At 56.8% G+C, this 12,504-nt stretch carries 14 protein-coding genes; 13 read left to right on the plus strand and 1 reads right to left on the minus strand.

Annotation, left to right across the window (positions count from 1 at the left end; all coding sequences use genetic code 11):
- Positions 1-282: 282 nt before the first annotated feature.
- The 3 genes from HBO23_RS30435 to HBO23_RS30445 all read left to right on the plus strand — a co-directional run bounded on the left by HBO23_RS30435 (position 283) and on the right by HBO23_RS30445 (position 2,228).
- Positions 283-1,035, plus strand: coding sequence for a hypothetical protein (locus HBO23_RS30435; protein WP_032903637.1), 753 nt, complete (start codon positions 283-285; stop codon positions 1,033-1,035).
- A 115-nt stretch (positions 1,036-1,150) separates the two neighbouring features.
- The gene (locus HBO23_RS30440; RefSeq protein WP_020300882.1) at positions 1,151-1,381 is read left to right on the plus strand and encodes an AlpA family transcriptional regulator; all 231 of its coding nucleotides are present in this window, start codon (positions 1,151-1,153) and stop codon (positions 1,379-1,381) included.
- A 4-nt stretch (positions 1,382-1,385) separates the two neighbouring features.
- Positions 1,386-2,228 (plus strand): ParA family protein, encoded by an 843-nt coding sequence (locus HBO23_RS30445; protein WP_020300883.1) that lies wholly within the window; start codon positions 1,386-1,388, stop codon positions 2,226-2,228.
- Here the strand turns inward: HBO23_RS30445 and HBO23_RS30450 are convergent.
- Positions 2,221-2,505 (minus strand): hypothetical protein, encoded by a 285-nt coding sequence (locus HBO23_RS30450; RefSeq protein WP_032903633.1) that lies wholly within the window; start codon positions 2,503-2,505, stop codon positions 2,221-2,223. The genes HBO23_RS30445 and HBO23_RS30450 overlap by 8 nt on opposite strands.
- Before the next feature lie 32 nt (positions 2,506-2,537).
- Between HBO23_RS30450 and HBO23_RS30455 the strand changes: the two genes are divergently transcribed.
- The 10 genes from HBO23_RS30455 (at position 2,538) to radC (ending at position 12,454) form a co-directional block, all read left to right on the plus strand.
- A complete protein-coding gene (locus tag HBO23_RS30455; protein WP_020300884.1) occupies positions 2,538-4,124 on the plus strand; it encodes a ParB family protein in 1,587 nt (528 codons plus the stop codon).
- A complete protein-coding gene (locus HBO23_RS30460; protein ID WP_032903632.1) occupies positions 4,121-4,669 on the plus strand; it encodes a DUF2857 domain-containing protein in 549 nt (182 codons plus the stop codon). Before HBO23_RS30455 ends, HBO23_RS30460 begins: the two co-directional genes overlap by 4 nt.
- On the plus strand, positions 4,666-5,856 hold the full coding sequence (locus tag HBO23_RS30465) for an STY4528 family pathogenicity island replication protein (protein WP_020300886.1): 1,191 nt from the start codon (positions 4,666-4,668) through the stop codon (positions 5,854-5,856). Before HBO23_RS30460 ends, HBO23_RS30465 begins: the two co-directional genes overlap by 4 nt.
- A gap of 264 nt (positions 5,857-6,120) precedes the next feature.
- Positions 6,121-6,876, plus strand: a complete 756-nt coding sequence (locus HBO23_RS30470; protein ID WP_020300887.1) for a PFL_4669 family integrating conjugative element protein — start codon at positions 6,121-6,123, stop codon at positions 6,874-6,876.
- Positions 6,873-7,391 (plus strand): DUF3158 family protein, encoded by a 519-nt coding sequence (locus HBO23_RS30475; RefSeq protein WP_032903630.1) that lies wholly within the window; start codon positions 6,873-6,875, stop codon positions 7,389-7,391. The genes HBO23_RS30470 and HBO23_RS30475 overlap by 4 nt, the downstream gene beginning before the upstream one ends.
- Positions 7,388-7,858, plus strand: a complete 471-nt coding sequence (locus HBO23_RS30480) for a single-stranded DNA-binding protein (RefSeq protein ID WP_020300889.1) — start codon at positions 7,388-7,390, stop codon at positions 7,856-7,858. The genes HBO23_RS30475 and HBO23_RS30480 overlap by 4 nt, the downstream gene beginning before the upstream one ends.
- Before the next feature lie 225 nt (positions 7,859-8,083).
- Positions 8,084-10,051, plus strand: a complete 1,968-nt coding sequence (locus HBO23_RS30485) for a DNA topoisomerase III (RefSeq protein WP_020300890.1) — start codon at positions 8,084-8,086, stop codon at positions 10,049-10,051.
- An 897-nt stretch (positions 10,052-10,948) separates the two neighbouring features.
- A complete protein-coding gene (locus HBO23_RS30490) occupies positions 10,949-11,530 on the plus strand; it encodes an STY4534 family ICE replication protein (protein ID WP_020300891.1) in 582 nt (193 codons plus the stop codon).
- 70 nt (positions 11,531-11,600) lie between these two features.
- Positions 11,601-11,858 (plus strand): hypothetical protein, encoded by a 258-nt coding sequence (locus HBO23_RS34010; protein WP_032903653.1) that lies wholly within the window; start codon positions 11,601-11,603, stop codon positions 11,856-11,858.
- A gap of 101 nt (positions 11,859-11,959) precedes the next feature.
- Positions 11,960-12,454 (plus strand): DNA repair protein RadC, encoded by a 495-nt coding sequence (gene radC / locus HBO23_RS30495; protein ID WP_020300892.1) that lies wholly within the window; start codon positions 11,960-11,962, stop codon positions 12,452-12,454.
- Positions 12,455-12,504: the final 50 nt, after the last annotated feature.

Genomic DNA, 12,504 nt, shown 5'->3' on the forward strand with positions numbered 1-12,504 from the left:
TGGGGTCCGGGTGGCGAAAACGTAAGAAATACTCGTCGAATTGATTGTTTTTTGATCATTTGGCGAGTTTAAAAGTTGCGCTAGGTGGTATGCCGGGGAAATACATGGCTACTTCAGACCATCCCTAGGTGCTTAATGCTCGGATCTCTCACGAAAAAAAGGATATCGATTTACCAACAAATAAAACCGAATCAAGGGACAGTTGCCGCACGGAAGCCCAGCTAGTAAAGGCCATAAAAACGTAGTTAGCGGATCTGCTCCCTCGAATATGAGGCTGCTCCTATGTATGAACCCGACAGCTACAACGTTTTTGCAAAAATTTTTTATCGGCCCATTGACGCAGCTATACGCTGGTGCAATCTCATGGCTCATGAAACCCAAATACTAGAATCGGCTTGGGACTGTCCTGCGCTCCTGTCAAAATACTTCCCCCAATGGCCGTGCCTACAGGCAAATACCGAAAAAATTATAGATGCCATTCGCCATGGCGACCTGGCCTATGGCTGCTTCGGCGTGTCGGTCACGATTGGCACGCCCATCGATTGCAGTCAGATAACTATCCGCCATACTGACCTCAGAGTTTGGATGGCGCGCTACTACCCTGACCAAAGACCAAGCTTTCTTTTCGAACAGTCCTTCAACCAACAAGGAGCTATCAGCCCTGGCACCTATCTGGCCTTACAAGCCGACCGAGATGCAATGCAATTGCGGATAAAAAATATAGAAGCGTCTTATCAACAACTACTCGATGAGCTTGAGGCAATGGGGTTGGAAAGAGAAAATATCCATCAGTTACTAAAGTCCAACAGTAAACTCAGTGACCGCAGTGAAATCGGCTACCTGAAAGTCATAGGGGCGTTGCTTGAACTAATCTTAGGACACTCGCCATCAGGTAAACCGCACTCAGTATTTGATAGTCAATCCTCCATCGTCAATTCCATCTCAGCTCATCGCAAAGACGATCCTGGCCTGAGCAAACGCACGCTGGATGCAAAGTTCGCCGCAGCCAATCGCATACTCAAAAAAGGTATCTGAGTGGAGCAATTGCACTGCAATACCTCTGATTGCAGTGCAATGACTCTCCCCCACTTCTGCTATTCAATTCAGGTCACTTCCCACCACGCGCCAATCGGCGCCAGGAGTGACCAGCATGTCCAGCCAATCCTTACCCATCGTTGAAGCACCTCAACTGCAGGTAGAACGCCACATCATGCGACGTGACGAGGTGGAGCGAAAAACCGGCTTCAAACGCGCGCACATCTACAACCTGATGAAGGAAGGTAAATTCCCTCAGGCTAAACGCATTGGATTGCGGGCAGTCGGTTGGGACTCGCTAGAAATCGAGCAGTGGGTCGTTGAACGCTTAGGCAAACAGGCCTGATGCCATGCGTGTGGTATCGGTGGTTTCCACCAAAGGCGGGGTGGGCAAAACCACAGTAGCCGCCAATCTCGGCGGCCTACTGGCTGACGCAGGCCTACGCGTCCTGCTACTGGATCTGGATAGCCAACCCACCCTCTCCAGCTATTACGCCTTGAGCCAGAAGGCTGATGTCGGTGCGTACGAGTTCATCGCACTCAACCTAGCTATGCCTGCCCAGATTATTTCCAGGACAGTGATTGCAGGGCTCGATCTGATCGTCTCCAACGACGATCAAGGTCGACTGAGTACCTTGCTGCTGCACGCCCCTGACGGGCGATTACGCCTACGCAATCTGCTCGACAACTTCCGCGCCCGTTACGACCTGCTTTTGATCGACACCCAAGGTGCGCGTAGCGTGCTGCTGGAGATGGCCATCCTGGCCTCCGACCTTGCCCTCTCTCCCATCACCCCGGAAATGCTCGCCGCCCGCGAACTGCAGCGTGGCACCTTGAAGCTACTCAGCGAACTCGAACCTTTCCGCCACCTGGGCATTCCACCCCCACCCTTACGACTGCTCCTGAACCAGGTGAATGCCATTCGAGTGGACACCCGGATGATCATCCGTGGCCTGCGCGAGACCTTCGCAGGGGCTAACAACATCTCGGTTCTAGACACCGCAATTCCGGAGCGAGTGGCGTACCTCAACGCCGCCTCCCTTGGCCTACCGGTCCACCGAGTCGAGACACGCCAGTCACGGGAACGACGCTCGCCATCCGCGATGGAAACCATGCAAGCGCTGGCCATCGAGTTGTTTCCGGAATGGCGCGAAGCGATTTCTAGGGTGGGCAGGTGCACGGAGGTTAAATGACACCATTCACCATGCCGGCACTTCTCGCCCAATCATTGTGTTTGCTCGACCTTATAGCCAACAGCGTTTGGCAAGGAGTCTTCTGATGTTGGATCAACTTCCCATCATCGCTCCACCATTCACTCGACCACACCACCCATCTGGCGATGAATACTGCACTGTCGTCTTTCGCCTGCAGGGTGGACGCTCGGCCATGGGTTGGCTCCTCGCAGAGCTTTCCAGACATTTCGAAGGTTCGGGGACTGCCAAGATCGTCAAGTTCGAGGTCGGTGACCATTTGCGTAACCGGCGTTAACTGAGGTTGTTCCGATGAAGAAGCTCAGTCAGGCGCAGATCACCGACAAGCTGCACCAGGACCACTTCCCTCGAGGTCCAGAACTGGAGCGGCTATCCGATCCACTTACTGACACGCCTATGCTGGTCACTCTGGAGCAGTTGCGGCCCTACGAACACAACCCTCGATTCATTCGTAATCCGCTGTATGACGATATCAAGGCTTCGATCCGTGAACGCGGGCTGGATCAACCACCGCCGATTACCCGTCGCCCGGGAGAAACCTATTTCATCATCCGCAACGGCGGTAATACGCGCTTGGCGATTCTCGGCGAGCTGTGGCAGGAAACTCGCGACGAGCGTTTCTTTCGGATTCACTGCCTGTTCCGACCTTGGAGCAATGAAACCAACGCCCTACTCGGCCATTTGGCGGAAAGCGATCTGCACGGCCAACTCACGTTCATCGAACGGGCTCTGGCGGTAGCCAAACTCAAAACCATGCTTGAATCGGATGGCCCACAGCTCTCACAACGGGAGCTGGCTCGACGTCTTGCCGCTGGGGGCTATCCGATTTCACAGTCGCACATCAGCCGGATGCTGGACACCCTCGAACACTTATTACCCGCCATTCCACAAACTCTGTATGCCGGGTTGGGTAAGCCTCAGATAGAGCGTCTGATCGGTCTACGTAGTCAGGCTGAGCGAATCTGGAACCGTTATCCAACTGCCACAGTTGCATTTGCAGAGTTCTGGCTGGAATCCATGGGTTACTTCGATTGCGATCCTGAATCCTTTGATCTTGAGAAGATCCAGGATGAATTACTCGAACGCATGAGCCGCTTGCTCGGACAGTCCTACCGTATGCTGGCCCTGGAGCTGAGCGATACCCAACGGGTCGTATCCACGCCTGGGGCTGTCACTACCAGGCCCTCAGAGAACATCTATTCGCCAAGCGAACATGAAGCCGCGGCAGAACCGCCCTCCTCCGACACTGAATCACAATCAACCCAGGTCGAGAGCAGGATAGAGTCAGTTTCAGAAGAACTGCTCGCAGAACCCGAAACAAATGTTTCACCAGCGGTCAATCCTCGATCACGCGTTCAACAGATTCGTGAGCAAATCGATCGCGAGATAGCCACCAAAGCGACGTCTCCAGTCGAAACCTGCCCAATCGACGACCTCTGGACGATCACACCAACGCTGGATACACCCGAACAACTGCGTTTAGCCATTGCCGGACTGGCGCGAGAAATGGCGGCCTATGCCGGATACCCCGAGAGCATCATCGGTCAGCCGCTTGGCTTGGGCTTCGCCCTGAACATCGAGCGAGTTGATCTTGCAGCGCCTCACGCAACCGGCGTTCACCTACTGCTCATGGCCCTGCTGCGCGCTCAAGACGACGTCAACTGGGAAGATCGTAAGCAACTGCCGTCAGCGCTGTTCGGCCAATTGTTGCTGGGGATCTATCAACTCCCGCTCACAAATCGTCCCGCCGTGGACGTGGGACTGGAGCGGCTGCCCGACAGGCTGTTAATCAAACTGTATCGCCTGATCCGCCTGGCCCGGCGTCTGATCGACTTAACGATTCCCCCTGAAGATAGCTCACCGAAGGAGCTGCCATGAACCTGTCCTTCAATGTGCTCAACCAGGCCATGCTGACCCAGATACTGCATGAGCTGCGCCAGGGTAACCTGCAGCGCTGCAAGGCACTCGGACTGGGTGAGGACGACATCTACCTGTTGCAATCCTTACCGCCCACTACGTTGTCGCGCCTGGCCCATGCAACCATCCCCTGGGTTGAGATCAAGATTGACTCGCCGGTGCTGCATCGGTTGATCGAGCAAGCCGAACGTGACGAGCAGAACGAGCGCTTGATCAACCGCGCGCTCAAGCTCGGCGCCAGCAGCACCATCATGTACCAATGCTTTGGCTTGGCGCATTCGGAAACCGCCCTGCGTCGACGTCTGCTCAAGATAGAAACCCGAAAAGGTCGCCCTCAGAATTTGAGCGAGGCGCAGGAGCATGCGCTCTGGCAGCGTTGGTGCCAACTACGCGCTCAGGACAGTACCGAGGACCAGCTCGACGCCATGATGATGCTGGCGGAGGAGCAACAAGTCAGCTTGACCATCGTCTGGCAACAAATCGACCAGTACAGCAACGGCACATGAACACAGCCCCTTCCAGTCGTTGGCAGCGTGTCCTGCAGCAATGCACCCAGCATCTGAGTGAACGCTGGCCCGTACGCCCTACCACTGAACAACCCTCCAACCAGGCCCTGCAAGCTGGCTTTCTATTCAGTGGCCAATCTCACGAAGTCGTGCCACGTCGGCTGCTGTTGGATAGTCGGTTGACGCCGTTGGAACGCAATGCCTGGCAGGTGTTTCGACTCATGCTGCAAGGCCAGGGCGTGGTCACGCCGCGCTATGAGGATTTGCAGCCTTACCTGTCGAGCGTGCCCTACGGTGCGTCAGCCTCCCGTGAAACCATTGCTCGGGTGTTGACGATGCTCAGGTTGACGCGCTGGCTCAGTTTGGTGAGTCGCGGACGCGATCAGCTCAGCGGACGTCTTCAAGGTTTTCTGTATGTTCTGCACGATGAGCCGTTAACCCCCGCCGAAGCCATGGAACTGGATCAGGATTACCTGGCGCTGGTCGGGCATGCCCTCGGTCATGCGACGAAGGCGGTGCGTATTGTCGCTCAGCACGTTGTGGAGGAAGTCCGCCAGGACACGAATATCGATCGTGATCGGTTACCGACGCGGCTCGACAGCTGGGGCGAACACTGGACGCAGCAAGGATTGGATCAGCCAGCCGTTGATGCCTTCCACGATTCCGAACGGGAGGAAGATCACCGCGTTCGGAATCGTGCAGGCCCTCGTTCGGATTCCGAACCGGGCCTGAACGTCAATGTTTCAGACACCGTTCGGAATCCGAACGCCGCCTGTACTGTATTAAAAGAAAGTATTTGTACAGTACCGCGCGCGACCGCAGCGGTGGATAACCTGCACTGGCCCGCTGCGCTGCACCTGAGCCCAAGCGAGCGTCAGGCCGTCGCCGTGGCGCTGAACAAACTCAAACCAGCGGATCGGCAGGCGGTGCTCAACGAAGCGGGAGCACGTTGTGCGGCCGGTGGAATCCGCAAGCCAGCGGCGTATCTGATGGGCCTGATCCAGCGCGCACTGAAAGGTGACTTTCGTCCTTGGGCAGGTCAGGCCGAACCTTCACCCATTGCAGAATCACCTCCACCCGCTCCCTCGCGGCCATCTCGACAACAGGGCGAACCCGCGTCTGCCCTCGCACAAGCGTGCCTGAATGAGCTGCGCCAACTGCGTGGCAAACGCGGTGGACCTCAGTAGATTTGATGCCAGTGGCATCAAATCCATGGTGTTCCACTCTACGAACACATCGGATCAAACTATGAAACTCTTAGGGAAAAGCCGGGACATCTCTTTCGATGAACGTAGACGTCAGTAGATTTGATGCCGGTGGCATCAAATCTACTGACGTCTCCATAATTAGCCCTCTTAAACCAAACCGAACAGACCGCATTCAGTTTTTTGGCTGTCCTTGACCCTCATCTGCCGCAACGTTTCCGTCCAAGCGAATGCGAGGACAACGCCGTGGCCGATCATTACCAACTCAACCTGGGTTCATTGCGCAGCAGCATCACCCTGACCCTGCACACTCACCACGCCGCCCGTATCTGGCAAGGGCGGACCGCACGCGAAGGCGTTCACTCGATCATGGGCATGGCCGGCTACATCAGTGTCACCAACCTGATCAAACAAACCGCGGCTCAGGACGATCCCTATGCCGACTGGGCCATCGTACAACTCGAAGAAAAACTGATGCAGGCCAAGGCTGGGATGCTGGAACTGACCCAACAGCTGGATCGGATCAGACAGGACCTGCCGACACAGATCGACATGGGCGACAACCTCAACATCCACCCCGTCACCTTGCCGTTGTACATCGGCAGCCAGCTGGGTTTTCTGGCGGTCTACCTGCTGACCGACTACGACACCCTGGTGCGTCGTACCCTATTGGCCCATCACACAGCCTTGATCGGCCGCGTCGACATGGAAGCCTGGATCGATGACGGCGCCCATCTGCTGCGCAGCCTGTTCGGCCAGGCGCAGCGCTATCGGCATTCTGGCGTCACCCGTGATGACATGGCAGCGAACAATGCCCGTGCTCTGGCGGCCATCGAGAAGATGGGTTTGCCCCCCATGGACATTCTTGAGGGTCATCGCCGCTCCCAGTTCGCGCCACCGATCATTCGTCGTGGTGCTGTGGCAGTGGATGACGCGGACGCATTGGCAGAGGAAGCGAGAGAGCCATCTGCGACGGTGGATGAGCCGGAGGACGAAGCATGAATCTCATGATCCCGGCTCAACCAATGCCCTTCGAAGCGTTAACACCGGATGCCTATCGACAGCTCGAACACGCTGCCTCCCTAAAAGGCCTTTTAAAACCTTTTAAGGGTAAGGGGGAGTTGGACCACCTGGCGCAGGTGGCGAGGGAAATCGAGGCGCAGTTATGTCACCTGATGGAAGCTGTTGTGCAGCAAGCCGGACAGCCCCCGTACTCACTGCTGGATATTCGATTGGTGCTGCAGAACACCAGCGCGGGCAGCACCTTTTTGCGTTGGCGAACCCGTGACTTCGCCCGCATGGGGGTTGCGGTCTGGGAACGCCAGGTCCGCAACAAGACCCAACCGCAGGCCGTACGCGAGGGGTTGCACCGTTTCGAATGCAACCGTATTGCACTGAACCTGCAGATGAGCGTGGTGCATTCGCTTTACCGCCAGGCCTCGACCTGCGCGATCAAAATGGCCAGTGCCGAACGGCTGCTGCGCCAGTTCACAACCGCAGCGGAGATATCACGATGAGTACTTTTTTCGTCGGCGAAGGCAACATCGGCAGTGCGCCAGAGTTCCAGGAATTCGCCTCAGGCAATGACGAGCCACGGCGTTTGCTACGGCTGAATGTGTACTTCGACAACCCCGTGCCACGCGAGGGCGGCTACGAAGATCGAGGCGGCTATTGGGCGCCGGTTGAGCTCTGGCACCGCGAGGCTGAACACTGGAGCACGCTGTACCAGAAAGGTATGCGTGTGCTGGTCGAGGGCCGCACGATACGAGATGAGTGGGAGGACAGCGAAGACAACGCGCGGGTGACCTTCAAGATCGAGGCCCGTCGAGTCGGCATCCTGCCTCATCGAGTGCACAGCGTGGTCATGCGGGAGCGATCCAATGAACCGGCAGCATCTGCGAAACACGTCGGGCAAAATACAGAGCAAGCCAGCTCACCTGCGTCGAAGCCAAAAAAGCGCACAGGGCCGCCACCTCCGGAATGACGAGCATTAGGCATAAAAATTGCGCCTTTGCGCGAAGTTGCTGGCGTATTACTACTCGCTGCTCGTGAAGACCCACACTGTCGTCCACGCTAAAACGGGGTAACAGCATCGGATCGTCAAGGCAGTCCTCACCGACTAATATGAGGTACCTGCGAGTCAGGTTTCTCATATCTCGTAGCTGCTGTTTCCAACAACTCTGCTCCGGACCCCATCCGGAGCAGTCTTATGCGCCTCTTCCTCTGCGAGAAACCTTCCCAAGGTCGTGACATCGCCAAAGTTCTCGGAGCCAGCCGGCGCAGCGATGGCTGCCTAATCGCACCCGAGACAACCGTCACCTGGTGTATCGGTCACCTGCTGGAGACAGCACCGCCTGAAGCTTATGGTGAACACTTCAAGAGTTGGTCGTTAGATCATCTACCGATCATTCCCGCGCAGTGGCAGGTCGAGGTCAAACCCAAGACTGCGGCACAGTTCAAAGTCATCAAGCGCCTGCTCAGTAAAGCCACCACCGTCGTCATCGCGACCGACGCCGACCGCGAAGGTGAAATGATTGCCCGCGAGTTACTGGAACTCTGCAAGTATCGAGGCCCCGTTCAGCGCCTCTGGTTGTCGGCACTCAACGAGGCGTCGATTCGCAAAGCATTGTCCTCGCTGAAGTCTGGTCAGGAGACCTTCCCGCTCTATCACTCAGCCCTCGCCCGCAGCCGTGCTGACTGGCTGATCGGCATGAACCTCAGTCGTTTGTTTACCCTCCTCGGTCGGCGGGCAGGCTACGACGGCGTGCTGTCGGTTGGACGCGTACAGACACCCACTTTACGCCTAGTGGTCGATCGGGATCGTGCGATTGCCAGTTTCGTTCCGGTGCCCTACTGGAACGTTGAAGTGCACTTATCGTCGAGGGGTCAGCGATTCATCGCATCGTGGTTACCGCCAAGCTCAGGACAGGACGAAGCGGGTCGTTGCCTGCAACAGGCGCTTGCCAGTCAAACGGTCCAAGCGATCTCTTGCAGCAAGACCGCCACAGTACTCTCGCTGCAGACTGAGCATTTCCGCGAAGCGGCGCCCCTGCCCTTCGACTTGAGCACGCTGCAAGAAGTCTGCTCGCGCAAGTTGGGACTCGGCGTTCAGGAAGTCCTGAATATCGCCCAGGCTCTGTATGAAACCTACAAAGCCACCACCTACCCGCGCAGTGATTGCCGCTATTTGCCAGAGAGTATGTTCGACGAGGTATCTGGGGTATTCGATGCCCTGCTCAAAACCGATCCCACCCTGCGGCCCGCATTCGGAAGACTCGATCGATCACTGCACTCCCGCGTGTGGAACGATGCCAAGGTCACCGCGCACCACGGCATCATTCCCACCACCGAGCCGGCGAACCTTGCGCGGATGTCCGAACAAGAACGCCAAGTCTACGAACTGATTCGTAGCCACTACCTCGCGCAATTTCTTCCGTCTCATGAGTTTGATCGAACCCAGGTCGAACTGGAATGTGGCGAAAAACGATTGACCGCTGTTGGCAAACAGATCCTGGTCCAGGGCTGGAAAGGCTTGCTCTCCGAAAACACCGAGGAGGACGAACCCAGTCACAAGTCCCAAGTCTTACCCGTCTTGCAACAGGGCACGCAGTGCGCAGTGGACGACGTCGAACTCAAGTCCATGCGCACCGCCGCCCCCAAACCACTCACCGAGGGCGATCTGATCAAGGCGATGAAAAACGTCGCCAAGCTGGTCAACGACCCACGCCTGAAACAGAAACTTCGGGACACTACCGGTATCGGTACCGAAGCCACGCGAGCCGGCATCATCAAGGGGTTGATTGATCGCGGTTACTTGCTGAAGAAAAAACGCGCCTTAATGGCCTCCGCAGCGGCCCATACCCTGATTGAGGCGGTACCCGCCGCAATCGCAGATCCGGGCATGACCGCGATATGGGAACAGGCCCTGGACGAAATCGAAACGGGACGCCTGACCCTTGATGCGTTCGTCGCCAAGCAGGCGAACTGGATTGCACAATTGGTCGAACACTGTGGCGCACTCACCTTGGCGGTACCTGTCGAAGCCGGCCCGGCCTGCCCCATTTGCAATGCCTCGATGCGTAGACGTAAAGGAAAATCAGGGCAGTTCTGGTCATGCTCCCACTACCCAGATTGCAAGGGCACTGTGTCGATCAGTAAAGATACGCGTCGCTCATGATGTTCCATGGGACGATCATTATGAGAACGGTGCGTTCTCTGCCTTGACGTCGTCCCACCCTCTCTGCTGTAGTGCCTCAGGATCATCGCCAATGGCGACCCAAGACCGATTTGCTCCGGGTAGCTCGGTCGAACTCGTCGAGTTCGGAGCCTTCTCTTCTGCGGGATTTCATTCCCGTTTTGTGCTTGACCTGATCGTGGTGGCGGATGACCACTGTTGCCTCTACCCGGCAACAGCGGTCATCCGCTTCGGCGATCGTATTCAGTCCCGGAGCCCGCCGGGGAAACACTGGGCACCTTTTGTGCGCGGATGCGTGCCAGCATGTTCCGACCCAGGCCACGACAAGGGTCGGTTGGCGAATCATGGCGCAGTTCAACCAAGTGTTGCGAGGCGCTGGTCGACTGCGTAAGACCGTCAAAGGTGGTTTTTTTCTTCCTCGCCTGGCATCCCGTCAGGCCCACTCTTCACTTTCTTCAGTCCAGTGACTGCCACTGTATTCCGGCTATAAAAAATCGGGTTGCAGCGTCTTGACGCTCCCCTGTGACAGGCTTATACAAAGGGCGTGGTTTGCTGTCGTTGACAGCCCAGCCCAGGTAGCTTGAACCTTCAAGGCTACGCCACGTTCGTGGTGGTTTACCCAAGTGCGATCAGCGTTCGGAAGCTCGCACGGTTACCGCCTCAGCGGTGATGAATGCCCACTACCCCATGTCTGCTAACCACTACCGCAGACGTTCCTCAGCTGCACCGTTATTCCGCCAGACGCATCGTTCTGATCGTCATCGGCTTGCCGGTGGTGAGTCGTTCATCGCTCTTCTTCACCTTACCCACCCTGACGGGGGCTCACTTCCCCATCAGGGACTGTGCGTCGCCGTTTCCCCTTGAAACAGGAGAACCACCATGGCCCACGCCAACCAATCCAAAGAAGCGACCACTTACTTCAACCTGCACACCGTCGGTATCGGCTACCTCAACCGTGTTCGTGAAGTCCAAGTCCGCCGCGGCCAACCATTCATTGCCTGCGATATCGCAGCCCTGCACGGTGCCACCGATGCGGTGGAGTACACCCGCTTCGACTGCAAAGTCGCTGGGGGTGAAGCTGAACGCTTGATTCGTCTCTATATGGACGCCGTCAACGCCGAGAAAAAGGTCTTGCTGTCGTTCCGTATCGGCGACCTGTGGATCGATCCGTTTCTCTATGAGAAAGGCGAGAAACAAGGCCAACCGGGCGCCAGCCTGAAAGGTCGTTTGCTGTTCATCGACTGGATCAAGATCAACGGCACGTTCGAATACAAAGCACCCGCCAGGCAGGAAGCAACAGCACCTGCTGAGCAAGCGCCAAACAGTGAACCATCCCCACCGTCGGCTGATGCCGAAGTTGAGGATACCGAAAACCCAATAGAGGCTCGGGTGGAACCTGAATCTCCACCCGCTCCGCGCACGGCCCGCCGTGATGCCACCCGTACCGTTCAGTCCGCCTGAACAGTCCACGATGTTCCTCATCAAGGCGCTCCGTCGAGCGCCTTTTCTTCAATCAGCACAGGGGACCATTATGGAATCCTTCTGGCTTTGCGACGACTGCCTGTTCGCTACAGCTTACGAGGACTACAGCACCTTATCGCTGTATTACTCGCAGGATGAGGTCGAACAACGCATCGCCGCGATACATCGTGAGCTAGTTCGGTTGATGCCCATCAGTGCCGACTTCGATCCCGAAGCCGGCTGGGGAATAAGAACCTTTTCTCCATCGCCTTGCGACGGCTGTGGTTCACATCTACACGGTCAACGCCACCGATTCACTCGGCTGTAAACAGCGCGCCATCTGCTAACGCCCAAGACTCCACACCCACCTTGGGGGATACCACTCCCCTCGGGCGTGTACCCCTGATTGTTCCCTTCGGAGGTACCGCCATGAGCACCCAACTTACACTGATTGAGACCTCGGATTTCGAGGCTGATCGCATTGTCCAAGAAAACCAGCTGATCGACGAAGCGCAGCATATTCTGGATCGTCGGCTGTTCGCCCGCGGCCCTATCCTGACGTCGCCTGACACTGTTGCCTCCTACCTAAAACTGCAGCTTGCGCAACAAGAGCATGAAGTCTTCGGTGTGATCTTTCTCGATGCCAGGCACCGGGTGCTGGCATTCGAAGTCCTCTTTCACGGCAGCATTGATGGCGCCAGCGTTTACCCCCGCCAAGTCGTTAAGCGTTCCCTAGCGCATAACGCTGCGGCCGCCATTTTGGTTCACAACCATCCCTCGGGTTGTACAGAACCCAGCCAGGCGGATCGCGTCTTGACCGCACGGCTGAAGGAGGCCTTGGCCTTGATCGAAGTGCGTGTATTGGATCACTTCATCGTGGGTGAAGGTCGTCCTCTCTCCCTTGCCGAATACGGCTGGCTTTAACCCTCACAGGCGCCTTCGGGCGCCTTGTTCATTTTCATTCTGGAGAACCC

It is taken from the genome of Pseudomonas sp. WS 5532 (assembly GCF_012985445.1).
In the GTDB taxonomy this organism is placed as follows: Bacteria; Pseudomonadota; Gammaproteobacteria; order Pseudomonadales; family Pseudomonadaceae; genus Aquipseudomonas; species Aquipseudomonas edaphica.